General features: G+C 71.4%; 19 protein-coding genes. 6 read left to right on the forward strand and 13 right to left on the reverse strand.

Translation table 11 applies throughout. The annotated features are described in order from the left end of the window. Positions 1 to 372: 372 nt before the first annotated feature. Positions 373 to 1,380 carry a stage II sporulation protein M gene (locus ACIQMR_RS20360; RefSeq protein ID WP_401388913.1) on the reverse strand — a complete coding sequence of 336 codons (1,008 nt, stop codon included), beginning with the start codon at positions 1,378 to 1,380 and terminating at the stop codon, positions 373 to 375. A gap of 192 nt (positions 1,381 to 1,572) precedes the next feature. Between ACIQMR_RS20360 and ACIQMR_RS20365 the strand changes: the two genes are divergently transcribed. After that, complete coding sequence (locus ACIQMR_RS20365) at positions 1,573 to 2,535, forward strand: RDD family protein (RefSeq protein WP_401388916.1); 963 nt, start codon at positions 1,573 to 1,575, stop codon at positions 2,533 to 2,535. Between the two features lie 149 nt (positions 2,536 to 2,684). Here ACIQMR_RS20365 and ACIQMR_RS20370 read toward each other — a convergent pair whose 3' ends face one another. Both ACIQMR_RS20370 and ahcY read right to left on the reverse strand, forming a co-directional pair. Beyond that, positions 2,685 to 3,308: a hypothetical protein gene (locus ACIQMR_RS20370; protein WP_266378427.1), complete on the reverse strand. Its 624-nt coding sequence runs from the start codon at positions 3,306 to 3,308 to the stop codon at positions 2,685 to 2,687. Positions 3,309 to 3,457: 149 nt separating this feature from the next. Further along, positions 3,458 to 4,915, reverse strand: coding sequence for an adenosylhomocysteinase (gene ahcY, locus ACIQMR_RS20375; RefSeq protein ID WP_358670921.1), 1,458 nt, complete (start codon positions 4,913 to 4,915; stop codon positions 3,458 to 3,460). A gap of 496 nt (positions 4,916 to 5,411) precedes the next feature. Between ahcY and ACIQMR_RS20380 the strand changes: the two genes are divergently transcribed. Next, entirely contained in the window at positions 5,412 to 7,520 is a 2,109-nt protein-coding gene (locus ACIQMR_RS20380) for a fructose-specific PTS transporter subunit EIIC (RefSeq protein WP_401389570.1), read from the forward strand. A gap of 150 nt (positions 7,521 to 7,670) precedes the next feature. Here ACIQMR_RS20380 and ACIQMR_RS20385 read toward each other — a convergent pair whose 3' ends face one another. The 6 genes from ACIQMR_RS20385 to ACIQMR_RS20410 form a co-directional block, all read right to left on the reverse strand. Beyond that, entirely contained in the window at positions 7,671 to 8,648 is a 978-nt protein-coding gene (locus ACIQMR_RS20385; RefSeq protein WP_401388920.1) for a cation diffusion facilitator family transporter, read from the reverse strand. Between the two features lie 84 nt (positions 8,649 to 8,732). Beyond that, positions 8,733 to 9,884 carry a mannose-6-phosphate isomerase, class I gene (manA, locus tag ACIQMR_RS20390; RefSeq protein WP_401388922.1) on the reverse strand — a complete coding sequence of 384 codons (1,152 nt, stop codon included), beginning with the start codon at positions 9,882 to 9,884 and terminating at the stop codon, positions 8,733 to 8,735. Between the two features lie 197 nt (positions 9,885 to 10,081). Further along, on the reverse strand, positions 10,082 to 11,215 hold the full coding sequence (locus ACIQMR_RS20395; RefSeq protein ID WP_401388925.1) for an SIS domain-containing protein: 1,134 nt from the start codon (positions 11,213 to 11,215) through the stop codon (positions 10,082 to 10,084). A gap of 87 nt (positions 11,216 to 11,302) precedes the next feature. Beyond that, the gene (locus ACIQMR_RS20400; protein WP_401388927.1) at positions 11,303 to 11,485 is read right to left on the reverse strand and encodes a Trm112 family protein; all 183 of its coding nucleotides are present in this window, start codon (positions 11,483 to 11,485) and stop codon (positions 11,303 to 11,305) included. Positions 11,486 to 11,650: 165 nt separating this feature from the next. Next, the gene (locus tag ACIQMR_RS20405) at positions 11,651 to 13,027 is read right to left on the reverse strand and encodes a phosphomannomutase/phosphoglucomutase (protein ID WP_401388930.1); all 1,377 of its coding nucleotides are present in this window, start codon (positions 13,025 to 13,027) and stop codon (positions 11,651 to 11,653) included. A 289-nt stretch (positions 13,028 to 13,316) separates the two neighbouring features. Then, positions 13,317 to 13,745 (reverse strand): DUF3499 domain-containing protein, encoded by a 429-nt coding sequence (locus tag ACIQMR_RS20410; protein ID WP_401388933.1) that lies wholly within the window; start codon positions 13,743 to 13,745, stop codon positions 13,317 to 13,319. Positions 13,746 to 14,144: 399 nt separating this feature from the next. Here ACIQMR_RS20410 and ACIQMR_RS20415 point away from each other — a divergent pair, with 399 nt between their 5' ends. Continuing rightward, positions 14,145 to 14,573 (forward strand): metallopeptidase family protein, encoded by a 429-nt coding sequence (locus ACIQMR_RS20415; RefSeq protein ID WP_266378452.1) that lies wholly within the window; start codon positions 14,145 to 14,147, stop codon positions 14,571 to 14,573. A 76-nt stretch (positions 14,574 to 14,649) separates the two neighbouring features. Here ACIQMR_RS20415 and ACIQMR_RS20420 read toward each other — a convergent pair whose 3' ends face one another. From ACIQMR_RS20420 to ACIQMR_RS20430, 3 genes are all read right to left on the reverse strand, one after another. Continuing rightward, positions 14,650 to 16,194 carry a DUF5719 family protein gene (locus tag ACIQMR_RS20420; RefSeq protein ID WP_401388936.1) on the reverse strand — a complete coding sequence of 515 codons (1,545 nt, stop codon included), beginning with the start codon at positions 16,192 to 16,194 and terminating at the stop codon, positions 14,650 to 14,652. Next, on the reverse strand, positions 16,191 to 19,934 hold the full coding sequence (locus ACIQMR_RS20425; protein ID WP_401388939.1) for a glycosyltransferase: 3,744 nt from the start codon (positions 19,932 to 19,934) through the stop codon (positions 16,191 to 16,193). Before ACIQMR_RS20425 ends, ACIQMR_RS20420 begins: the two co-directional genes overlap by 4 nt. Positions 19,935 to 20,398: 464 nt before the next feature. Then, positions 20,399 to 20,662 carry a WhiB family transcriptional regulator gene (locus tag ACIQMR_RS20430; protein ID WP_017945871.1) on the reverse strand — a complete coding sequence of 88 codons (264 nt, stop codon included), beginning with the start codon at positions 20,660 to 20,662 and terminating at the stop codon, positions 20,399 to 20,401. Positions 20,663 to 21,341: 679 nt separating this feature from the next. Here ACIQMR_RS20430 and ACIQMR_RS20435 point away from each other — a divergent pair. The 3 genes from ACIQMR_RS20435 (at position 21,342) to ACIQMR_RS20445 (ending at position 24,240) form a co-directional block, all read left to right on the forward strand. After that, positions 21,342 to 21,845 (forward strand): cysteine dioxygenase, encoded by a 504-nt coding sequence (locus ACIQMR_RS20435; RefSeq protein WP_401388944.1) that lies wholly within the window; start codon positions 21,342 to 21,344, stop codon positions 21,843 to 21,845. 119 nt (positions 21,846 to 21,964) lie between these two features. Further along, positions 21,965 to 22,921 (forward strand): 2-phospho-L-lactate transferase, encoded by a 957-nt coding sequence (gene cofD / locus ACIQMR_RS20440; RefSeq protein WP_401388947.1) that lies wholly within the window; start codon positions 21,965 to 21,967, stop codon positions 22,919 to 22,921. Beyond that, positions 22,918 to 24,240, forward strand: coding sequence for a coenzyme F420-0:L-glutamate ligase (locus ACIQMR_RS20445; RefSeq protein WP_401388950.1), 1,323 nt, complete (start codon positions 22,918 to 22,920; stop codon positions 24,238 to 24,240). The genes cofD and ACIQMR_RS20445 overlap by 4 nt, the downstream gene beginning before the upstream one ends. Before the next feature lie 60 nt (positions 24,241 to 24,300). Here ACIQMR_RS20445 and ACIQMR_RS20450 read toward each other — a convergent pair whose 3' ends face one another. Beyond that, positions 24,301 to 24,732 carry a hypothetical protein gene (locus ACIQMR_RS20450; protein ID WP_401388953.1) on the reverse strand — a complete coding sequence of 144 codons (432 nt, stop codon included), beginning with the start codon at positions 24,730 to 24,732 and terminating at the stop codon, positions 24,301 to 24,303. Between the last annotated feature and the right edge of the window lie 2 nt (positions 24,733 to 24,734).

The raw sequence follows: 24,734 nt of genomic DNA on the forward strand, positions 1-24,734 counted from the left end.
TCGTACTCACCCTTTCGGGCTTTCCTCCGGGCGCTTCCCTTCGTTGTTTCCAACCTTACCAGATTCTTTTTCCGTTCCGTTCCCGGTTCGGATTTCGTATCCAGTGGCCGTTGGAGGGCCTTTTCGTCTTTCGACTTCTCGACTTTATCAGAACCTTTGTCGGCCGAGCTAATCGGCTTCGCGATCCGGATAAGGATTCGAGTGGCTCTCCCGGAAATCCAATTCCCGGCGAGAGCGAGAGAGACTCTAGTTGATGGCTCTCGGAGATGTCCACTCCGAGGCAACCGTTTGAATCTACCTCCCCACCTGGGCCATGTCAATGGTCCTGGCGGGCGAAGAGGAGACTAGCAGGTCACAGGTGCTGCTTGCACATCAGGCAGCGGTGGGGAGCTCGGCACTCCGCTCCGAGGCGTCGATGTCGCCCGTGTCGCCGGCGCGGACCGCGCGGCCGCCCAGTACGTAGACGTACGCAAGGAACGCGAGCTCAGCGACGATCCCGATCGTGATGCGCGCCCAGGTAGGCAGGCCCGAGGGGGTCACGAAGCCTTCGATCAGGCCTGACACGAAGAGGACCAGTGCGAGACCTATGGCCATGCCGAGGGCTGCTCGCCCTTGCTGGGCGAGGGCCGTGCGGCGGGACAGCGGGCCGGGGTCGATGAGGGCCCAGCCGAGACGGAGTCCGGTGCCCGCGGCGACGAAGACGGCGGTGAGTTCGAGGAGACCGTGCGGGAGGACGAGACCGAGGAAGGTGTCGAGGCGGCCGGCCGAGGACATCAGGCCGATACCGATGCCGAGGTTGGCCATGTTCAGGAAGAGGATCCAGAGCACCGGGAAGCAGAGGAAAGCTCCGAGGACCAGGCACATGGCAGCTGCCTGGGCGTTGTTCGTCCACACTTGGGCGGCGAACGAGGCCGCCGGATGACTTGAGTAGTACGTCTCGTACTGCCCGCCGGGGCGGGTGAGCTCGCGCAGGTCATCTGGCGCCGCGATGGCCGACTGAACCTCGGGGTGGGTGCCGATCCACCAGCCGATGACGGCGGCGAGGAGTACGGAGAGGACGGCGGTGGGGATCCACCAGTGCCGCGAGCGGTAGACCGCCGCGGGGAAGCCGGCGGTCAGGAAGCGGACGGCGTCCCGCCAGGAGGCGCGACGGGTGCCGGTGACGGTGGAGCGGGCACGGGCGACGAGCTGCGTGAGCCGGGCCGTGATCATGGGGTCCGGGGCGCTGGACTGGATGAGCGAGAGATGCGTGGCCGTGCGCTGGTAGAGCGCGACGAGCTCGTCCGCCTCGGCGCCTGTGAGGTGGCGCCCGCGGCGCAGGAGCTGGTCCAGGCGGTCCCACTCCGCGCGGTGGGTCATGACGAAGACGTCGAGGTCCATGGTCGGCTGCTGCTCCAGGCACTGGTCCGGGTCCCGCCCGTGCGGACGGTGCGTGACATCTGCTCTCGTACAACTGCTCGCACGATGCTCGTACTACTGCGGCGCGCTGCGGGTCAGCTTGGCAGACTTGCGTACTGAGGGGTCGGAAAGGTCGACGAACGGTTCGACGGCAGTGGAGAGGGGTGGGCGACTGTGAGCGGGGTTGTGACGGGGGATGCCGTCGTACTGGGACTTCGTCCTGCGAGGCTGCCCAGCCGGGCGCTGGCGCTGGTGATCGATCTCGCCCTCGTGTGGGCGGCGTATCTGCTGATATCCATCGGCCTCGCGGTGGCGACGGCGTCGCTGGACGAGGCGGCGGTCATGGCGGTGTCGATCGCGACGTTCATTCTGGTGCTCGTGGGTGCGCCGATCGCGGTGGAGACGCTCAGTCATGGGCGTTCGCTGGGGAAGATGGCCTGCGGTCTGAGGGTGGTGCGGGACGACGGGGGCCCGATCCGGTTCCGGCACGCGCTGGTGCGCGGCGCGATCGGGGTGGTGGAGATCCTCATGACCTTCGGGGTCATCGCGTGCATCGCCTCCCTGGTGTCGGCGCGCGGGCGGCGGATCGGCGACGTCTTCGCGGGGACCCTGGTCGTACGGGAGCGGGTACCGACGGCCCGGGCCGTGCCGGTGCCTCCACCGCCGCCGTGGCTGGTGGGCCGGTTCACGGAACTGGATCTGTCCGGGGTGCCGGACGATCTGTGGCTGGCGATACGGCAGTACTTGACCCGGATGAACCAGCTCGACGGGGAAGTGAACCGTTCGCTGGCGGAGCGGTTGGCCGGTGATCTGGTGGCGTGCACCGGTACGCCCGCGCCGTACGGGGTGCCCGCGGGGGCGTTTCTGGCGGCCGTGGTGAACGAGCGGCAGACGCGGGACACGCGACGTGCCCATGCCGCGGCGTCGGCGTCCGCCGCGTCCGTGGCGCACTCGTCGCCCTTCGCGTCCCCGGCGCCTTCGGCGTACGCGCCGCCTCCGCCCGGACACCCTGGATACGGCACGCCTTCGGCGCCGCCTGTGGTCGCCAGGGCGGTGGGTGAACGGGCCGAGGCCGAGGGCGCGAGCGCGGCGGGGGCTCCCCGGCCTCCCGCGACGGGGTTCGCGCCGCCCGCGTAGGTCCGGTGCGCCCAGGCCGAGGGTCGCGGCTCTCTTGGCTCTTTCACCTCGTGGCGCCTTCACCTCGTGGCGCTTTCACCTCGCCGGGGCTCGTGGCTTCTCGGTCCTCCCGGCTCTCCTGACTCTCCGGGTTTCGTGGCTCTCCCTGTTCAGGGGATGTCGGGGAAGACGGACGGTGGGGATTCCAGGTCTTCGAGCTCGATGCCCGGGGCCGAGAGGACCACGTCGCCTGCGATGTGGATCGTGTGCTGTTCGCCCGTGTCCAGGGCGCTGACCTGGTACTCGTCCACGGTCAGGGGGCCGTTGTCAGTGGCGTGCGTTTCACTGATCACCAGGGCCCAGGACTGGTCGACGGTGCGGGGGGCGAGGACCGGGTCCGTGAAGGCGAGGAGACGGACTCGGGTCGCGGGGGCGCCGGGTGCGAGGCCGAGCAGTCGGGCCGTCGCGACGAGGAAGGCGGGGGAGGTTCCGGTGAAGGCATGGGCTCGGACATTGCCCTCGGTGGCGTGGGTGCCGGTGGGGTCGGTGCGGACCCAGGTGACTCCGTCGAGAGCGGCGCCGCGGACCTGCCAGCTCGCGGCGTGGAGTTCGAGGCGGATGGGCCGGCCGAGTTCGTCGAGGGCCAGATCGACGGAGCCCGCGTGGTCCCCGGAGGGGGTGGTCAGCTGGGAGACGTAGCGCCACCCGGACGGACCGGGTGCGCAGTGGAAGTGCTCGTCACCGAGGGGGGTGTGATCGTGCGGATCGTGAAGCGAATAGCGGCCGCGGGGCATGGGGGTGCCTGACTTTTCTCCGGGTACGGGGCAGGCCCCCGGCACGGGGGTGCGGGGGCCTGCCTGGTGCGCTGGTACTGCCGCGGGGTGGTCGACTCCTGGTCGGCTGCTCGGCTGTTGAGCTGCTCAGGGGTCGGCCCGGCGGTTGATCAGTAGCGGTAGTGGTCCGGCTTGTAGGGGCCCTCGACCTCGACACCGATGTACGCGGCCTGCTCGGGGCGGAGCGTCGTGAGCTTCACGCCGAGCGAGTCGAGGTGGAGGCGGGCGACCTTCTCGTCGAGGTGCTTCGGCAGCACGTAGACGTCGGTCGGGTACTCCTCCGGCTTGGTGAACAGCTCGATCTGGGCCAGCGTCTGGTCCGCGAACGAGTTGGACATCACGAAGGACGGGTGGCCGGTCGCGTTGCCGAGGTTCAGCAGACGTCCCTCGGACAGCACGATGATCACCTTGCCGTCGGGGAAGGTCCAGGTGTGGACCTGCGGCTTGACCTCGTCCTTGACGATGCCGTCGATCTTCGCCAGACCGGCCATGTCGATCTCGTTGTCGAAGTGGCCGATGTTCCCGACGATCGCCTGGTGCTTCATCTTGGCCATGTCCGCGGCCATGATGATGTCCTTGTTGCCCGTCGTGGTGATGAACAGGTCGGCCGTGCCGATGACCTCGTCGAGGGTCGTGACCTGGTAGCCGTCCATCGCCGCCTGCAGCGCGCAGATCGGGTCGATCTCGGTGATGATCACTCGGGCGCCCTGGCCGCGCAGGGACTCCGCGCAGCCCTTGCCGACGTCGCCGTAGCCGCAGATGACCGCGACCTTGCCGCCGATGAGGACGTCGGTGGCGCGGTTGATGCCGTCGACCAGGGAGTGGCGGCAGCCGTACTTGTTGTCGAACTTGGACTTGGTGACCGCGTCGTTGACGTTGATCGCCGGGAAGAGGAGGTTGCCGTCGCGCTGCATCTCGTAGAGACGGTGAACGCCGGTCGTGGTCTCCTCGGTCACGCCGCGGATCTCGGACGCCAGGAGGGTCCACTTCTGCGGGTTCTCGGAGAGGGTGCGGTTCAGCAGGGTGAGGATGTAGCCGTACTCCTCGCTGTCCGCGGTGGACGGGTCCGGGGCCTCGCCGGCCTTCTCGAACTCGACACCCTTGTGGACCAGGAGCGTGGCGTCACCGCCGTCGTCCAGGATCATGTTCGGACCGCCGGTGGACGAGTTCGGCCAGGTCAGCGCCTGCTCCGTGCACCACCAGTACTCCTCCAGGGTCTCGCCCTTCCAGGCGAAGACCGGGACGCCCTGGGGGTTGTCCGGCGTGCCGTTCGGACCCACGGCGATGGCGGCCGCGGCGTGGTCCTGGGTGGAGAAGATGTTGCAGGACGCCCAGCGGACCTCGGCACCGAGGGCGACCAGGGTCTCGATCAGTACGGCGGTCTGCACGGTCATGTGCAGGGAGCCGGTGATGCGGGCGCCGGCGAGCGGCTGCGACTCGGCGTACTCCCTGCGGATCGACATCAGGCCGGGCATCTCGTGCTCGGCGAGAGTGATCTCCTTGCGGCCGAAGGCGGCGAGGGAAAGGTCGGCGACCTTGAAGTCCTGACCGGCGGCGACAGTCGTCATTGCGAGCTGCTCCTCAAGTGGGTCGAGGGATGGGTGGGGCGGGATGGCTCTGCGGCCGCTGCCACGACATACGGACGCGCACATGCCTGCACACCGGTGCTGCACATGCGTACCCGGACGTCGGCAGACGTCCACAGCGCAGTCCGTCGGAGGCCCTCTCTCCCTCGGCCGGTCCGCAGTCGCGAACCGCCCGACCGCCATCAGCAGCGACGTCTGGCACTGGTCACGAATCTACACCGATCGCCCCGGCCGCCCACAGCCCGCCCATGACCCGTTTCCGGCCGGAGCGGGGATCGCGGAGGGGCCTGGGGCCCTGCGGACCGCGGCCCTCCGCACTTTTGATGTGGCGCTCATCTGTTGCACGATGCTCGTCGCGGATCGGGAAGAGCGCATCGGGAAGACCTGCGCGATCCGCGCCGCAAAGCGTGCCGCCGGCGTTAGGAGAACCCTCGTGACCAGTCCAGGGAACGAGCAGCGGAAGACGAAGCTGCTCGCGGTGACCGCCTGCCCCACAGGCATCGCCCACACGTACATGGCCGCGGAGAAGCTCGCCCAGGCTGCGGACACTCTCGGCCTCGAGATGAAGGTCGAGACGCAGGGATCCATCGGGGCCGAGAATGTACTCACTGACAACGATGTCAGGGATGCGGACGGCATCATCGTCGCGGCGGACAAGGACGTCGATCTCAGCCGGTTCGCAGGCAAGAGGGTGCTGAAGGTCGGCGTGGCCGAAGGCATCCGCCATCCCGAGCAGTTGATCGAGCGGGTGCGTAACGCGCCGGTGCTCGGGGCGGGCGGCGGTGCCGGTGCCGCGCGGGCCGCGGGCGCCGAAGTCGAAGCCGGCGGTGGCGCGGGCGGCGGCAAGGAGCGGAGCGTCGCGTACAAGGCGCTGATGAACGGTGTCTCGTACATGATCCCGTTCGTCGTGGTCGGCGGTCTGCTTATCGCGATCTCGCTCGCGCTCGGCGGACATGCGACGCCGGAGGGCTACGCCATTCCTGAGGGGTCGTTCTGGGAGAGCATCTTCAAGATCGGTGAGATCGGGTTCCAGCTGATGGTGCCGATCCTGTCCGGTTACATCGCGTACGCCATCGCGGACCGGCCGGCGCTCGTACCCGGCATGATCGGCGGCTGGATCGCGAACACGGGCGCGCTGTACGACTCCGAGGCGGGCGCCGGGTTCATCGGGGCGATCGTGACCGGCTTCCTGGCCGGATATCTGGTGCTGTGGATCAAGAAGGTCGAGGTCCCGAGGTTCGCCCAGCCGATCATGCCGATCATCGTGATCCCGATCGTGGCGACCTCGGCGCTCGGGCTCTTCTTCATCTACGTCATCGGCAAGCCGATCGCCTGGGTCTTCGAGCATCTGACCAGCTGGCTGAGCGGGATGACCGGCACCAGCGCGATCCTGCTGGGCGCGATTCTCGGTCTGATGATCGCGTTCGACATGGGCGGGCCGGTCAACAAGACCGCGTTCCTCTTCGGTGCGGGGCTCATCGCCTCCGGCAACCAGACGGTGATGGGCATGTGCGCCGCGGCGATCCCGGTCATGCCGCTCGGTCAGGGCCTCGCCACGCTGGTCCGGCGCAAGCTCTACTCGGAGCAGGAGCGCGAGACCGGTATGGCGGCCCTGTTCATGGGCTTCTTCGGGATCTCCGAGGGTGCGATCCCGTTCGCGGCGGCGCGGCCGGCGCAGGTCATCCCGGCGAACATGCTGGGTGGTGCGGTGGCTGGTGCCTTGGCGGGACTCGCGGGCGTGAAGGACGCGGTGCCTCACGGCGGGCCGATCGTGGCCGTGCTGGGTGCGGTCGGCGGCGTACCGATGTTCTTCCTGGCCGTCGTGGCCGGCACCGTGGTCACGGCGCTCACGACGAACGCGCTGATCAGCATCAAGGAGCGCAAGACGGGCCGGGTCTCTTCGGCCGCCCTCGTTCCGGCCCAGGCCGGCGCGCCGGTTTCGGCGGCGGTCGCAGCGGGGGTGGAGGAGAGGGAGGAGCCGGCGCTGGTGGGCGCGGGGTCCGGTGGCTCCCGTAGCCGCATAGCGGCTGAGCCCCCACGGCCGGAGGCCTCCACCGAGGAGATCACGTACGAAGCCGGGGCCGGCGCCGCGACGGAGGCGGCGGACGCGAAGGAGAACGGGGCCCTGCCCGAGGTGCTCTCCGGGTACCTCACCGCCCAGACGGTGAAGGTGAGCCTCGACGCCGACGGCAAGGAGGCCGCGATCCGCGAGATGGCCGCGATGCTCGCGTCGACCGGCAAGGTCACGGATCCGGAGGAACTCGTGCGCGCCGCGTTCGCCCGCGAGGAGCAGGGCACGACGGGCCTCGGCGAGGAGATCGCGATCCCGCACGCCAAGACCGACGCGGTCACGGCTCCGGTCGTCGGCTTCGCGCGTTCCGCGGAGGGTGTGGAGTGGGGTTCGCTCGACGGTACGAAGGCCCGGCTGATCTTCATGATCACGGTGCCGGAGGCAGCTGCGGGCGATGAGCATCTGCGGATCCTGGCGCTGCTCTCGCGGAAGCTGATGGACCCGGCGTTCCGCGAGCGGCTGATGGCCGCGCCGGACGAGCCGTCGGTTCTGACGGTGCTCGCGGACATCGAGTAGGACGCAGAGCAGTACGTAGGGCAGTACGTCGGGCAGTAGTGCGTCGGGCAGTGCGTCGGCGGGAGATCGACCAGACCTGCGCGTACGGCTGACGCGTCACGAGAAAGGGCCCCGGACCGCCGTCGCGGTCCGGGGCCCTTCACATGTCCGTCAGTGAGCCGCTTCGGGGCCGGGGCCGCCCGGGGACTTGGCCGGGTTCGTGCCCGCCGCGGCCGCTTCCTCGCTGTAGATGTCCGGCTCCAGGTAGATTACGCGCGCGATCGGAACGGCGGTGCGGATGCGCTCCTCGGCGGCGTTGATGGCGTCCGCGACCTGGGCCGCCGTGTTGTCGTGCTGGACCGCGACCTTGGCGGCGACCAGCAGTTCCTCCGGACCGAGGTGGAGCGTGCGCATGTGGATGATACGGGTGACGGTGGTGCCGTCGACGATCGACGCCTTGATCTTCTCGACGTCCTCCGTGCCGGCGGCCTCGCCGAGCAGCAGGGACTTCGTCTCGGCCGCGAGCACCAGCGCGATCAGGATGAGCAGGACACCGATGCAGAGCGTGCCGATGCCGTCCCAGAGGCCGTTGCCGGTGAGCAGGGCGAGTCCGACGCCGCCGAGCGCGAGGATCAGACCGACGAGCGCGCCGAGGTCCTCCAGGAGGACGACCGGGAGCTCGGGGGCCTTGGCGTGGCGGACGAACTCCTTCCAGGAGCGCCTGCCCCGCAGGACGTTGGACTCCTTGATGGCCGTGCGGAAGGAGAAGGTCTCGGCGATGATCGCGAAGACGAGCACGCCGATCGGCCAGTACCAGTCCTCGATGGCGTGCGGGTGGTTGATCTTCTCGTAGCCCTCGTAGATCGCGAACATGCCGCCGACCGAGAAGAGCACGATGGAGACGAGGAAGGCGTAGATGTAGCGCTCGCGCCCGTATCCGAAGGGGTGCTCCGGGGTGGCCTCGCGCTTGGCCTTCTTGCCGCCGAGCAGCAGCAGGCCCTGGTTGCCCGAGTCGGCGAGCGAGTGGACGCTCTCCGCGAGCATCGACGAGGAGCCGCTGAAGAGGAACGCCACGAACTTGGCTACTGCGATCGCCACGTTCGCGACGAGTGCCGCGACGATCGCTTTGGTTCCGCCTGACGCGCTCATGGGTGCAGGGTGTCCCTTCGTTCCTCGGGTGAAGCTGCTGGGCTACGGCGGGACATTGTTGCAGCAGCCCGCGCGGACGCCGCGTCAGGCCACCACGGTGGCACGGAAGACGGCGCCCGAACCGGACAGTTCAACCTTTTCACCCGCGGGAACGAAGACCGACTCCCCCGGCGCGAGGGCGAGTTCGCCCACCTGCGGCCGGCCGGCCGTCGCCAGCAGGATCTGCGGAGTGCCGGCGGTGATGTCCGTGGGCGCCGCACCTTCCGACCGTACGTAGCGGGAGAGCCGGAACTCGTCGATCGGTGTGTCGTACAGCTCCTCGCCGGAGGGCGATGCCTCGGGCCGCAGTACGCCGGGGTCGCCGGCCTCGAAACGGACGACACGGAGGAGTTCGGGGACGTCGACGTGCTTCGGGGTCAGCCCGCAGCGCAGCACGTTGTCGGACGTCGCCATGATCTCGACGCCGAGGCCGGCCAGGTAGGCGTGCGGGACTCCCGCACCGAGGAAGAGGGCCTCGCCGGGCTGCAGCTGGACGTGGTTGAGCAGCATGGCCGCGATGACGCCCGGGTCGCCGGGGAAGTGGTGGGCGATCCCGGCGAACGGGGCGTAGGGGCCGCCGAGGCGTTCCGCGGCTGCCGCGGCCTCGCCGACGGTGTGCGCCATCTCCTCCGGGTCGGCGGAGAGGACGGCGGTCAGGATCTCGCGGAGGGCGGCTTCCTCGGGGTGGGCGTGGAGGAGATCGACGTACGGCTTGAGGGAGTCGACGCCCAGGCTGGCGATGAAGTCGGCCGCCTCGACCGGCGGGCGGAAGCCGCACAGCCCGTCGAACGGGGTGAGCGCGCAGATCATCTCGGGCTTGTGGTTGTCGTCCCTGTAGTTGCGGTGGGGCGCGTCGAGGGGGATCCCCGCACGCTCCTCGGCGGCGAACCCCTCCTGTGCCTGGGCCCGGTCCGGGTGGACCTGGAGGGAGAGCGGAGCGCCGGCGGCGAGCAGCTTGAGGAGGAAGGGCAGGCGGGGGCCGAAGGCGTCGACGACGGGCGCGCCGAGTTCGCCGGCCGGGTCGGCGGCGATGACGTCGTTCAGGGCGCCGCGGTCCGTCTGCGAGGGGGCCCCGGGGTGGGCGCCCATCCACATCTCGGCCTGTGGCTCGCCGGTGGGGGCGGTGCCGAGCAGTTCCGGGATGAGGGTCGTGGACCCCCAGGCGTAGGGGCGCACGGTATTGGTGAGGCGGTCCATGAGGGGTGATCCTCGACTCGGTACGTAACGGATGCGTGGCTGGGGCGTGGCTGATGTATGACCGGTGAGCTGCTGAGCGACCGGCGGAACGGCCTGACCGCTGAACGGCCCGACCGGCATGACCGACGAAACGGCCTGACCGGCGTGAACCGCGTGAACGGCCTGACCGGTGAGCTGATGCGTGACCGACAAGCCTGTCAGGCGTGGCCGCTGGTCGCGAGAGCCAGGTACCCGGCGGCGAAGTCGGTCACGGCGAGGAGCTCCGCGAGGGTCTCCAGCGCGCTGCCCTCCTCCGGTTCCAGTTCGCTGATGGCCGTGTCGTGGCTGAGCGCGAGTTCACGCGCGGCCGGGGCGGCGGTGAAGCCGTTGTCCAGGCTGTCCCTCAGCAGCAGGACGCGCGCCCGTAGCGCCTGCGGCTCATCCACCCGGTCCCGGAAGAAGTCCTCCGGATCGGCTCCCGCCGCGAAGTCGCCGGCCAGGAGCACGCCGTGGGCCGGCAGCGCCTCGGGGAGCTCGGCCGCGATGGCGGGGCGGCCGGCGAGTTCGGCCAGTACGGCGGCGAAGCGGCGGCCGACGGGGCCTGCCGAGCCCTCTGTCCAGATGAGCGGGAGCGTGTCGGCGAGTTCCGCGGCGAGCGTCTTGGCGGGGTTGCTGTACGTCGCGATCGCCGGGCCGCAGCGTTCGGCGATGCTGTCGAGACGGTCGGCGACGCTCTGGAGGACGTCCGGTGTCGCGGAGATCAGCCCGACCCGGTCGAGGAGCGCGAGCAGCGGCGTGAACAGCGCCCAGAACGCGCCGGGGCTGGCCGCGGCCTGCGTCTCTTCGTACAGCTCGTACGGGGCCGTCGCCATGGGTACGACCATGCCGTGGACGCCGTTGACCGCTTCCGAGAGCGGGGAGGTCTGCGGGGCGACGGCGACGACGGTGCAGCCGCGCCGGTACGCCTGCTCGGCGAGCACGGCGAGGCCGGGCTCGCTGCCGTCGGTGGTGGCGATGAGGAGGAGGTCCACGGAGCCGGCCCAGCCGGGGAGCGCCCAGCGCAGGGCGCCGGCGGCGGGCGCGACACCGGTGGGGTGGAGACGGGTGACCGGGGCGGTGGGGCCGGTGAGCTCGGCGATGAGGTCCGCCACGCCGATGGCCGCGGTGCCGGGGCCCGCGATGAGGACGGCTCGGGGGCGGCCCTCGGGGTTCAGCTCGGCGATCCCCGCCTCCGCGGCGTGCCGGGCGGCGGTGCGTACCCGCGCCCCGGACTCCGCCGCGCCGCGGAGCAGACCGCGGCGATCGGCGCGGGCGAGGGCTTCCGGGGCGTCGAGGAGTGACTCGTCGAGCATGAGGTGGGGCCTCCGATTCGCCGAACAGCCGAACAGGTGGGGATGGCGCGGGCGGGCGCGGGCACGGGCCCGCGCGGGACGGCGGGCTTACGCGGGACGGCGGGCCTCGTCGACGAGCAGGACGGGGATGTCGTCCCGCACGGGGTAGGCCAGGCCGCAGTCCTTGCCGGTGCAGATCAGCTCGGGGGCTTCGGCCGCCGTCGCGTCGCTGAGCGGTGCGTGGCAGACCGGGCAGGCGAGGATCTCCAGAAGGCCGGCTTCGAGCGGCATGTGAACGTCCCTTCGAACATGCGGTTTGGGCCACGTCAGCCTACCGCTGGGGGGCGGCGCGCGCGGCTCGGCGTGCGGGCGTACGGGTGCCCCCGCGCGCCCGGCCGGGCGGGGAGGCGGGCTCTCCCCCGCAACCGCCCGGACCGGTGTGGCGCGGCGCCGTGGTCAGGCGTCTCGGACCAGTGCCAGGACCTCGTCGCGGACGGCCTTCATGGTCGCCTCGTCGCGGGCCTCGACGTTGAGTCGGAGGAGGGGCTCGGTGTTGGAGGGGCGGAGGTTGAACCACCAGCTGGTGTCGGACACCGTGAGGCCGTCGAGGGTGTCGACGGTGATGCCCTCGCGGGCGGCGAACGCCTCACGGACGGCGGCCGTGCGGGCTGCCTGGTCCGCGACCGTGGAGTTGATCTCGCCGGAGCCGGCGTAGCGGTCGTACTGGGCGACCAGGTCGGACAGCGGCTTGCCGTGGGTGCCGAGAGCGGCCAGGACGTGGAGGGCGGCGAGCATGCCCGTGTCGGCGTTCCAGAAGTCCCGGAAGTAGTAGTGGGCCGAGTGCTCGCCGCCGAAGATGGCGCCGGTGCGGGCCATCTCCTCCTTGATGAACGAGTGGCCGACGCGGGTGCGGACGGGGGCGCCGCCGTGCTCGCGTACGACCTCCGGCACCGACCACGAGGTGATCAGGTTGTGGATGACCGTCCCGCCGGGGTGCTTGGCCAGCTCGCGTGCCGCGACCAGGGCCGTGATCGCCGAGGGCGAGACCCCTTCGCCCCTCTCGTCGACGACGAAGCAGCGGTCGGCGTCGCCGTCGAAGGCGAGGCCGATGTCCGCGCCCTCGGCCCGGACCCGGGCCTGGAGGTCCACGATGTTCTTCGGGTCGAGGGGGTTGGCCTCGTGGTTCGGGAACGTACCGTCCAGCTCGAAGTACATCGGGACGAGCTCGATCGGCAGCGCGGCGAACACCGTCGGGACGGTGTGGCCGCCCATGCCGTTGCCCGCGTCCACGACGACCTTCAGCGGGCGGATCGTCGAGAGGTCCACGAGGGACAGCAGATGGGCGGCGTACTCGTCGAGGGTGTCGCGCTCGGTGACCGAGCCCGCGGTGCGTACGGGGGCGGGGGCGCCCGACGCGATCCAGGACTCCACCAGCTCGCGGATCTCCCCGAGACCGGTGTCCTGACCGACCGGGGCGGCGCCCGCGCGGCACATCTTGATGCCGTTGTACTGGGCGGGGTTGTGGGACGCGGTGAACATCGCGCCCGGCAGCCCGAAGTGCCCCGACGCGAAGTACAGCTGGTCCGTGGAGCAGAGCCCGATCAGGGTCACGTCCGCGCCGCGGCCGGTGGCGCCCCGGGCGAAGGCCGCGGAGAGGCCGGGCGAGGACGGCCGCATGTCGTGGCCGACGACGATCGCGTCCGCGCCCGTCACCTGGACGAAGGCGGCGCCCAGGAGCTCGGCCAGCGACTCGTCCCACTGGTCCGGCACCACTCCGCGGACGTCGTACGCCTTCACGATCTGCGACAGATCAGCAGCAGCGGATGCAGCCACGGCCCAACCTTCCTGAAGTCTCTGTGGTCACCCCAAAACTACCCGCAGGGGGACGGGAGCCCTCCTGCGCCTCGTGCAGGGCGGAGCTCGCAGGAGCCGGGGCTCGGTCGGGAGCGGGTGCGTACTCAGGAACGGGGCCCGCTCGGGAGCGGGTGCGTACTCGGGAACGCGGCCCGCTCGGGAGCCGGCCGGGTGCTCAGGACCCGGCTCGGCGGCGAGTGGTGCGCTCAGGACCCGGCTCGGGGGCGAGCGGTGCGCTCAGGACCCGGCTCGGGGGCGAGCGGTGCGCTCAGGAGTCGGGGGAACGCAGCACACGCAGATGGCCGCGACGCCCGACCTCCATCGGGTCCGACCTGCGGACACCGGAGCCGCCGCCCGCCTGGGCGGCGCGTTCCTGGGGGCGGGCCGCCTCCCTGACCGCGTTCGCCAGCGCCTCGAGGTCGTCACCGCTGGGCCTGGCCGGGCCTGAGGCGTCGGCGAGACGGACGACCTCCCAGCCACGGGGCGCGGTCAGCCGTTCGCTGTGCTCGGCACAGAGGTCGTAGCAGTGGGGCTCGGCGTAGGTGGCGAGGGGGCCGAGGACCGCGGTCGAGTCGGCATAGACGTACGTCAGTGTCGCGACGGCAGGACGGCCGCACGCGGTGCGCGAACAGCGACGTACAGGGCTCACGACGTTGGACGGTACCGCACTCTTGAGCGGGCCGCGACGACTCTCCACCACGTCACTCCACCGTGTCGTGCTGTGAGGCCTCGCACAGGGGCCTTCGGAGCAACTGCCCTGACCTGCACGGGAAGAGAAGCCCTCGAACGAGGAGCGTATGCGATCCGGTCACCCCTCGACACAAATCGCGTCAATCACGGCGAGTGCGGCGATCGACGGGAGGCATCGAATCGAGCCCAAGCTTGGCTGGAATGTTCAATAAGCGACAGGCCGTGGGGATTCGCCGGAGCCCGTCAGGGACATGCCGCCCGGGCGGTCCGGGGGATGTCACGCCCCGGGCGGTGAAACGTCACGCTTCCGGGCGGTGGCACGTCACTCCTCAGGGCGGCGACATCCTGGTCGGCGTGCGTACGGCCGCGATGCGGGCGGGCCCGGGAGAGCTACCCTGCGTCAGTGATGGACAGTCCCGTACCGCCCCGCCCCACCGAGCCCAGGCCGCGCCGCCGCGACCGTCACGGCCGAGGTATGCGTGGGCCCGTCGCCCCGCCCCAGGTGCCGCTCTCCGCCAGCCGTGCGGAGTCGTTCCGCGACCTCGTGCAGGATTCGGTGGAGCGGCTGGAGCGGCGCTGGCCGCAGCTGGCCGAGGTGGAGTTCCTGGTGCTGGACGTGCCGGAGGCGCCGGACGAGACCGTGCCGCTGGGCAGCTCCCTGCCGGCGGAGAAGGGGAACCCCGCACGGATCGTCGTGTACCGGCGGCCGGTCGAGATCCGCACGAAGAACCGTGACGAGCGGGCGCTGCTGGTGCATGAGGTGGTGGTGGAGCAGGTGGCGGACCTGCTCGGCCTCGCGCCGGAGTCGGTGGACCCCCGCTACGGACAGGACTGAGCGAGCCGGGCCCCACCTGTGAGGGGACGGGGCCCAGCGCACGGCACGGCCGCCCCAGGCAGGGGCCCGCGCCCCGTCAGTCGTCGAGGACCGAGAGGTCCTGCTCCGCCGACGGGACCGTGACCAGGCCCCGGTCGTCGGGGAGGGTCTGGACGGTGAACATCTCGATGCCGTCCTGCGGAAGCAGCAGCGTGCGGGCCGCGTGGACCGGGCCGCCGGACTGCGGCTCGACGGTCAGGGCGTACGAGCCCTTGAGACCGGCCGGGACGGGCGGGTCGGTGATCGCGAGGGTCGTGCCGGCCTTGACCGTGTACGTCTTGACGGCCTGCTCGCCGGCCTCCGTCCCGGCCGAGGCCGTGACCTTGACCTGCGCGGTCTCGCCGGGCGCGGTGAGGGAGAGCACCGAGCCCTTGGCCCGGTTGTCGGCGGCGGTGGCCCGCTCCCCCACAGGTGCGGTCGCGGGGATGAAGGCGATCTCCTGCTTGTCGCCCTTGCCCCGGGTGACCTGGAGCGCCGCGACCACGGGAGTCGGCCTGGCGCCCTCGGAGGGGCTGAGGACGAGCGAGCCCGGCTCGCCCTTGGTGACGTCCTTCAGGTCGAGGGACGCGGTCATGCCCGATTTGACCCTGAGGTTCTCCGCGCCCGCCGGGGTGATCGTGCCGGACGCGCTCGCCAGCCGCAGTCGGAGGTCGGCGTCGTCCTCGCCCGGCGCGAACGCCACCAGCCGTACGGACGTCGCGTCCGCCGGGATGCCGGGGAGCACCAGCGTGCCGGACGGGTCCGTGGACGCCGGGAGCCAGTCGCTGCCGGTCTCGTCCCCGGCGCCGCGCACCACCGCGCCGACCCGTCCCGTACGCGTCGTGACGTGCACGGTCACGTCCTCCGCGGGATCGGTCGTCAGAGTGGAGAGCAGTACGGGGACGCTCGCGCCCGCGGGCACCGGGATGCCGTCGGTCAGCTGGGACTTGAGGGCGCCGTTCTTGCCGTAGAGCTCGATGTCGACGACGGCGCCGGTGTCGTCCGGGTTGGTCAGGTGGACGTAGTCCTGGCGGTCCTTGGCCAGGCCGGCGCCCGGGAACCAGAGATCGGTGTCGGGCGCGGTGCAGCTGACGCCGAGCACGCCACGACCGCTGCCCGCGCTGACCGTGGTGGTCTGCTGGGTGGTCCAGCCGGGGGCGAGGCTGCCGGTGGCGGAGCCGATGAGCGCGGGGGCGGCGCCGCCGCTCGCCTCGGCGCCGACGGGCTTGCCGGGCTGCTTGAGGGTGACGACGGCCTTGTCAGGCGCGGGCTTCTTGGCCGCGTCCTTGGCGGGCTTGTCCTTCTTGTCCTTGTCCGCGCCGTCGTCCGGGTCCCTCAACGTGGCGACGGACGGCTTCAGTTCGGCCGTGGAGGCCCCGCCGCCGCTCGCCTTCGTCCGCGGGGTGAACGACGTGTACACCGTCTCCGCGATGTCGGACTGCGAGGGTGCCGGGCACAGCAGGCTGGAGCGCTCGACCGGCAGCCGGGACGGCGCCTCCGCCGCCGCGGGCGCCCCGCCGTCCGGTGCGGTGAGAGCGGCGAATCCGGTCACGGCGGCGAGGGAGGTCGCGGCCGCGAGGAGCGAGAGGGTCGTGCGGTTCACTGGTTGCTGCTCCCGTCGGGACGCTGCTCGGTCTCGTAGCCGTAAGGGTCGTACTGGCCGTGGCTCTGGCCCTGGCCGTGGCCGTGGCCCTGGCCCGCCTGGTACGGGTCCTCGGGGTACTGCCCGTACTGCTGTTGCCCGTACTGCTCGTCGTACTGCTGCTGTCCGTACTGCTGCGGGTCGTACTGCGGCTGCTGGTCGTACTGCTGCGGTGCGGCGTACGGCTGCGGTTCTCCGTACGCGTACTGCTGCTGGGCGTCCTGGTACTGCCCCGTGTACGGGTCGGCGTACTGGCCGGCGCCCGGGTAGGCACCGGCCTCGTCCGGGTAGGTCCGGCCGTCCCACTCCCCGCCGTACTGCTGCTGGTGCGGCACCGCCGCGTACGGGTCCTGGCCGGCCTCCGGCTGCGGTCCGCCGCCGGAGGCCGTGTCCACCTGCACGTCCGCGCCCGGGTCCATGGCCGGATCCGCGTCCGCTTCCAGCTCCGCCTCGGCCTGTGCCGCGCGGAGCCGGCGGGCCCGGCGGCCCTCGCCCTCGACGGGCTGGGCCGGGATCGCGGCCTCCTCCTCCGGCAGGTCGTCGTCGATCTCGCGGCGCCGGCCGGGCAGGGCCAGTACGAGCAGGACGACGGCGAGCGCGCCCTGCGTCCAGATCCACGCGGTGTGGGTCGTCGGGTCCTCGAAGGTGAGCGCCAGCCGGCCGCCCTCCGCGGGCAGTTCGAAGCCCTGGGCCCAGCCGTCGACGGTGGTCTTCTTCAGCACCCGGCCGTCGAGCGTGGCCTGCCAGCCGTCGTCCGCGCGGTCCGCGATGCGCAGTACGCGGCCGTCGGCGCCCTTCGGGATGTCCGTGTGGGCCTCGACGGGGCCGGAGGCCACCGGCAGCGGCTCCGCCTTGCCGTTGACGATCACCGCGCGGGCGACCTGACGGTCGACGCGCCACAGCGCGCTTCCGTCCAGCTGGCTGAGCCGGGACAGTCCGGGGGTGGCGTCGAGGACGCGGCCCAACTGGCGCGGTGCGCCGTCCCGTACGAGCACGTAGCGGATCGCGAAGCCGCTGAGCTGGCTGGTCTGGTCGGCGCCCGAACCGGCGACGAGGTTGGCGACGACCTTGTCCAGGCGGGCGTCGCTGCCGCCGCTCTCGCTCAGCTCGGCGTCGCCGAGACGCCCGCCCGAGCCGCGTACCAGTGTGTACGGCACCTTGGCCGGTGACGAGCCGCCGAGGACGAGGGTCCGTGCCTGGTCCCGGGTGCCGCTCTCCTCCGCGACGAACGCCGGGACCTGCACCGGGTCGCGGCGCTCCAGCGGGCCCGCCGCTCCGGTCGTCATCCAGTTGACGGCGGCGATCAGCGGAGCCGTCGCGGCGGCGAGGGCGATGAGCGCGGCGACGGGCTGGCGCCAGCCGAAGCTCTGCGCGGCGACGCGTTCGCGGGCGCCCTCCGCGCCGAGGACGGCGGCGGCGATCAGCGCGATGCCGTAGACGAGCGTGGCGGGTCCAGCCCAGCCCGAGCCGTTGGCCAGGGCGGCGAAGACGAGGGCGGCGACCGCGACGACCCAGGCGGCGCGGATCGCGAACTGCCGCTCGCCGCGCAGCAGGGCCGCGAGCGCGGCGAGGACGACGCCGATGAGCAGCAGCCCGCCGAGAGTCTTGGGCCCGCCGGGGCTGATGCCGAGCAGGTCGAGCGGGCCGGCCGCGCCCGTGCCGAACTCCAGGCCCGCCTCGCGCAGGAAGCCGGACGGTTGGGTCAGCAGCGACAGCGACCAGGGGGCGAGGATCAGCAGCGGGGTGCCCGCCGAGACGACGAAGCGCAGCCCGTAGGCGGTGATGTCGTCGCGGCGCAGGGCGAGCGCGGCGAGCCCGAGGACGACGGCGAGCGGCCACACGATCGGTGTGAACGCCATCGCGAAGGTCAGCAGGAGCGCGTACGCCCAGGTGGCGCGCCAGCTGCCGCGTGCTCCGTCCCGGCGGGTCAGTCCGTAGGCCGCGACCGCCGCGCGGGCGATCAGCGGCAGCACGATGGCGAGCACGGCGGTGCCGAGCCGTCCGGTGGCGAGGGCGCCCGTCGCGGCGGGCAGGAAGGCGTAGGCGACGCTCGCCCAGGCCCGCAGCAGCCGGGACTCGATCAGCGGGCGGGACGCGAAGTACGCGGTGATTCCGGCGAGCGGCACCGAGCAGACGAGCAGCAGGGTGAGCGCGAAGCCGGTGGAGCCGAGGAAGAGCCCGGACAGGACGGCGAGGACCGCGAGATAGGGCGGCGCGGTCTGCGTCCCGCCGGTGCCGAGGGGATGCCAGGCGTCCGCGTACCTGCCCCACAGCTCGGAGACGTCACCCGGCGCCGGCAGCAGCGCGCCGCCGGAGAGCGCGCCGCCGCCGAAGAGGCCGCGGCAGGCGACGAGGGAGACGATCAGCAGGACCGCGAAGAGCACGGGGCCGGGCTTGCGGGCGATCTTCTTGAGCCGGGCGAACTGCTCGATCTCCAGGAAGTCGGCGTCGTCGCCACCGGGGCCGGATTCGACGACTCCGTGCCGTGAGCCTCCGGAGTCGGAGTCGCGGCCCGCGCCGAGGCTGCTCGCGACCTGTTCGACGGTGGCGCGGATGGTGGCGCCGGGCGGTGGGAAGAGGGGCCGCAGCTCGGCCGCCTCGACGGCCGGCTTTCCGCGCCTGCGACGGGCGGCGAGGATCTTCTCCGGCCGCAGGAGTGTGCCGAAGAGGCCCATGACCTCGTCGACGGCCTGGCCGGGTGCCTTGCCGACGAGATAGGCGAGGGTGCGCAGCAGGGTGCCGAAGACGAGCCTGAGCAGGACGAAGGGGAGGGCGACGCCGCGCGCGTTGGCGAGCAGCGTGTAGACGGCGCCGGCCTTGTCGACGCGGTGGGGGCTGGCCACGGAGCGTCCGGCGCAGTCGACGGTGCGCCGCTCGCGGGCGGCGGCCTCCGCGTGGCGCAGGACGGCGTCGGGCGCGATGACGACCCGGTGGCCCGCGGCGTGGGCGCGCCAGCACAGGTCGACGTCGTCGCGCATGAGGGGCAGTCGCCGGTCGAAGCCGCCGAGTTCCTCGAAGACGTCACGGCGGATGAGCATGCCCGCGGAGGAGACGGACAGGACCGCGCGGATCTGGTCGTGCTGGCCCTGGTCCTGCTCGCGCCGGTCGAGTCCCGTCCAGCGGCGGCCGCTGTTGGCGATGGAGACGCCTGCTTCGAGGAGCTGCTTGCGGTCGTACCAGCCGCGGAGCTTGGGGCCGATGATCGTGGCGTACTCGTCGGAGTCCGCGACACGGAGCAGTTCGGCGAGGGCGTCGGGGGCGGGTGCGCAGTCGTCGTGGAGGAGCCAGAGCCACTGGACCGGTTCGCCGTACGGCAGCTCCGGCATGTCGTACGCCTCGTCGCGCCAGGTCCTGCTGACCGGGTCCCAGCCGCTCGGCCGCTTCAGATAGGGCAGGTCGTCCGGGGTGAGCACGGGAGCGGTGCGCACGGCCTCTTCGACCGCGGTGCCGAAGCCGGTGCGGCGGGCGAGATGCAGGACCCTGTCCCCGCCGAGCGCCTCGGTGACCAGCCGCGCGGAGTCGTCGGCGCTGCCGGTGTCGGCCGCGAGGACGTTCTGCACGGGGCGTTCCTGGCCGAGCAGCCCGGCGAGCGCGTCGGGCAGCCAGCGGGCACCGTCGTGGGAGACGAGTACGGCGGTGACGACGTGCCGCGGGAACTCGGGCGGGGTGGCGGGAACAAACTCCGCAGGGGTGGCGGACATTGAGGTACGGGCCCTCCGGCCGGGTCGCCCCGCGAGGGGGCGCTGGAGCGTCTGGGACGGGGCCCCACACTAACGGCTGGCAGGGAGACGGTCCGCCGCCTGTGGACAGAGCCGGGGCCGCGGGCCGTTCTTACGTACGCATGTGTGCTGTTTGGCCGGACAGACCGGACATCCGGCCGCGCTTGGCCGGATGTGCGGATCCGGCCGGCCGAGCGCACCGGGTCCTGGTCGGACCGGCGCGCCTGATCGTGGACGGGTCGGGATCGCCGGGCCCTTGGGCGGGGCGGGGTGGCCGGGCCCTTGGACGGGGCGGGACCGCCGGACGTGTGTCGGACACGTACGTCTGTCGGACACGGTCGTCGGACGAGTCGGACCTGCGCGTCGAGCCCGTACGTCGGACGGTCGCGTCGGGTCAGTCCGCGTGTCCGGGCGGGATCGCGTCAGGGCGGGACGTACGTGTCCGCTCAGACCGCGGCCTTCTTCAGCCGGCGGCGCTCCCGCTCGGACAGGCCGCCCCAGATGCCGAATCGCTCGTCGTTGGCGAGGGCGTACTCAAGGCACTCGGAGCGGACCTCGCAGGCGAGGCAGACCTTCTTGGCCTCACGCGTGGAACCGCCCTTCTCGGGGAAGAAGGACTCGGGGTCGGTCTGGGCGCACAGCGCGCGCTCCTGCCAGCCGAGTTCCTCGTCCGCGTCCTCGACCAGCAGTTGCTGGAACAGCTCGGTCATGTGCGCCCCTCGTCGTCTTTGCGTCCCCGTGATCCGGCCGTGAGCCGTACCGATTTCGGCCGAACGACACGAGTGAAATTACAAGTGTGTGGATCCGGGCCAGTCAAGCCGAGATCTGCTATTGAGCCCCGTATTCACTCTGCGGAACCAAGCGTATGCGGAAAGTGTTCATATCACCAAAAATCCTGACACTTGCCACTGGCCTGCCCGCACCCCCTCCGCCCCTCGCTCCACACCGGCGTTCACCGGTCCTCACGAAGGAAGGACGTCGCACGGTTCGATCTTGTTGCGATCCGGCCACACAAGCGATCCGGATCACAGTCCGATCACAAGAGTTCCACGACGTTTGAGAGCACGGTTGCTGCGCGATGTCTCCGGCCCCGTCGCCGCACAAACCTTTCTCCGAGCGGAGTAACCGGATGAGGTGAAACATTGCCGCCAAATCGGTCATTGAGTTGACATCCGGGTTCGCGTTGGTCACCTTTGGATGCATGCCAGCGACCACAGCGCCCTCCGCGACCCACGCGATCCGTGGGTTCCGCAGCGCTGTCCAGGCGCGCTGTTGCTGTTCCAGCTGTTGATGCCGTAGCGCTCCAGCTCTCCCCGCCCGCCCTTGCCGCGGGCATCGCGACACCCCAGCACTGACCTTCCGTTTCTGCCGAGGAACCACCGCACCCCTATGAACAGCAACAGCGACCTCCAGATCGCCGGCGACATCCTCGAGGTCCAGCACCTCCTCCAGCCCGCCAGGGAGCACCCCGCGACCGTGGCCGAGTTCGCCGGGCTCGCCCGCGCCATCGCCGCCGACCGCACCCAGTGGGCCCCACTCGTCCAGTACGACGCCACCACCCGCTGGTACCACCGGCTGCGCACCGGCCCCGGCTACGAGGTCTGGCTGCTCTCCTGGGTGCCGGGCCAGGGCAGCGGACTCCACGACCACGGCCCGTCCTCCGGTGTGCTGACCGTCCTGGACGGCGAGTTGACCGAACGTACGGCCACCGGCGCCGAGCGTTCGCTCGCCCCCGGCGCACAGCGGGTCTTCGCACCCGGATATGTGCACGAAGTGGTCAACGACTCGCTCGAACCGGCCGTCAGCCTGCACATCTACTTCCCGGGCCTGACCGAGATGCCGATGCACACGGCGCACTGCTCCCCGGCCCGCCGGGACGCCGTCGTCGCCTGACGCTCCCCACCCGTCGCCCGACCACCGCCCCTCAAACGATCAGCCTCCGGCTGACAGGCCCACCCGTCGCCCGACCACCGCCCCTCAAACGATCAGCCTCCGGCTGACAGACTGTCCTTATGCGCATTGTGGTTCTGGCCGGTGGCATCGGCGGTGCTCGTTTCCTGCGTGGCCTCAAGGCCGCCGCCCCCGAAGCCGACATCACCGTCATCGGCAACACCGGTGACGACATCCATCTGTTCGGGCTGAAGGTCTGCCCGGACCTCGACACGGTGATGTACACGCTCGGCGGCGGCATCAACGAGGAGCAGGGCTGGGGACGTACCGACGAGACCTTCCAGGTCAAGAACGAACTCGCGGCCTACGGGGTGGGGCCCGAGTGGTTCGGGCTCGGTGACCGCGACTTCGCCACCCACATCGTCCGTACGCAGATGCTCGGCGCGGGCTATCCGCTGAGCGCCGTCACCGAGGCCCTGTGCGCACGGTGGCAGCCCGGGGTGCGGCTGCTCCCGATGTCCGACGACCGGATCGAGACCCATGTCGCCGTGGACATCGACGGCGAGCGCAAAGCCATCCACTTCCAGGAGTACTGGGTCAAGCTGCGGGCCTCCGTCGACGCACAGGCCGTCGTGCCCGTCGGCGCCGAACAGGCCAAGCCGGCCCCCGGTGTGCTGGAAGCGATCGCCGCCGCCGACGTCATCCTCTTCCCGCCGTCGAACCCCGTGGTGAGCGTGGGGACGATCCTGGCCGTGCCGGGGATCCGCGAGGCCATCGCGGAGGCCGGCGTTCCGGTCGTGGGCCTCTCCCCCATCGTCGGGAACGCCCCGGTGCGCGGCATGGCCGACAAGGTGCTGGCGGCGGTCGGCGTCGAGTCGACGGCGGCCGCGGTCGCCGCGCACTACGGCTCGGGACTGCTGGACGGCTGGCTCGTGGACACGGTGGACGCGGGCGCGGTGGCGGAGGTCGAAGGAGCGGGGATCCGCTGCAGGGCCGTGCCGCTGATGATGACCGACCTGGAGTCGGCCGCGGCGATGGCGCGCGAGGCGCTCGCGCTCGCGGAGGAGGTACGCGCATGACGTCGCCGCGCACGACCTCTCCGTCCTACCGGGTATGGGCGCTGCCGGGGCTCCCCGAGGTCCGGCCCGGCGACGACATCGCGAAGCTGATCGCGGCCACCGAGCCGGGGCTGGTGGACGGTGACGTCCTGCTGGTCACGTCGAAGATCGTCAGCAAGGCGGAGCGGCGGCTCGTCGAGGCAGGGGACCGTGAGGAGGCCATCGACGCGGAGACGGTACGGGTCGTGGCCAGGCGCGGCGCGCTCCGTATCGTCGAGAACCGGCAGGGACTGGTCATGGCGGCGGCCGGGGTGGACGCCTCCAACACCCCTGCCGGAACGGTGCTGTTGCTGCCCGAGGACCCGGACGCCTCGGCCGTACGCATCCGGGACGGGCTGCGGGACACCCTCGGGGTCGAGGTGGGCGTCGTGATCACGGACACCTTCGGGAGGCCGTGGCGGACCGGGCTCACGGATGTCGCCATCGGGGCGGCCGGGGTACGGGTGCTGGACGATCTGCGCGGCGGCGTCGACGCGCACGGCAATCCGCTGAGCGCGACCGTCGTCGCCACCGCCGACGAGCTTGCCGCGGCCGGAGACCTGGTCAAGGGCAAGGCGGCCGGGCTGCCGGTGGCGGTGGTGCGCGGCCTGCCCCACGTCGTCGCCGAGCCGACGGAGGCGGCCGTGGGCGCGCGTGCCCTGGTCCGTACCGCCGCCGACGACATGTTCCGCCTCGGCACCTCCGAGGCCGTACGGGAAGCGGTGACCCAGCGCCGTACGGTGCGGGCCTTCACCGACGAGCCGGTCGACCCGGGCGCGGTCCGCCGCGCGGTCGCCGCCGCGGTGACGGCACCGGCCCCGCACCACACGACCCCCTGGCGCTTCGTACTCCTGGAGTCCGAGGAGTCACGGACCCGGCTGCTCGACGCGATGCGCGACGCCTGGATCGCGGACCTGCGCCGCGACGGCAAGTCGGAGGATTCCATCGCCAAGCGCGTCCGGCGCGGTGACGTCCTGCGCAACGCGCCGTACCTGGCGGTGCCGTGCATGGTCATGGACGGCTCGCACCACTACGGCGACGAGCGCCGCGACACCGCCGAGCGCGAGATGTTCGTCGTCGCGACGGGCGCGGGCGTCCAGAACTTCCTCGTCGCGCTGGCCGGCGAGCGGCTCGGGTCGGCATGGGTGTCCTCGACGATGTTCTGCCGCGACGTCGTCCGCGAGGCCCTCGATCTCCCGGCGAACTGGGACCCGATGGGCGCGGTCGCGATCGGCCACGCGGCGGAGCCACCGAGGGAACGGGCGGCGCGGGACGCGGGGGCGTTCATCGAGGTGCGGTGAGCGATCCTCACGCAGTGAGGCCCAGGCCGTGGATCGGCTCCGGGCCTCGCTGCTTGTTGCTCAGCGGGCCGGTGGTGCGGCGCTCCAGTCGTGCGGGACCGTCATGCCCCAGTTCGCACACGCGCGGATCATGGTGGCGCGGACGGCGGGCCCCGCATGGGCGTAGGACAACGCCCCGTCCCGGCCGATCAGATAGTCGCCGGTCAGCCCCTCGAGGAAGTCCAGGTTGACGGGCTCGGATGAGACGGCGACCCGCTCCAGGAAGGAGAAGGTCCGCCGCAGTACCTCGTCCCGCTCGCGGCCCGGATCCGCCACCAGGGCCGGCAGCAGAACCTCGTTGAACAGGTCCCAGAGCAGTCCGTAGACATCCGTCCGGCACGTGTTGACATCGGCCAGGTCGTACGCGACACCGATCGCCGACCGGACCTTCCGCGCGACCGGCTCACGCATCTCGGGGAAGCAGTCCAGCATCTGCCCGAGAAACGTGTACATCC

The sequence above is a fragment of the Streptomyces sp. NPDC091376 genome, assembly GCF_044757085.1.
In the GTDB taxonomy this organism is placed as follows: domain Bacteria; phylum Actinomycetota; class Actinomycetes; order Streptomycetales; family Streptomycetaceae; genus Streptomyces; species Streptomyces pratisoli.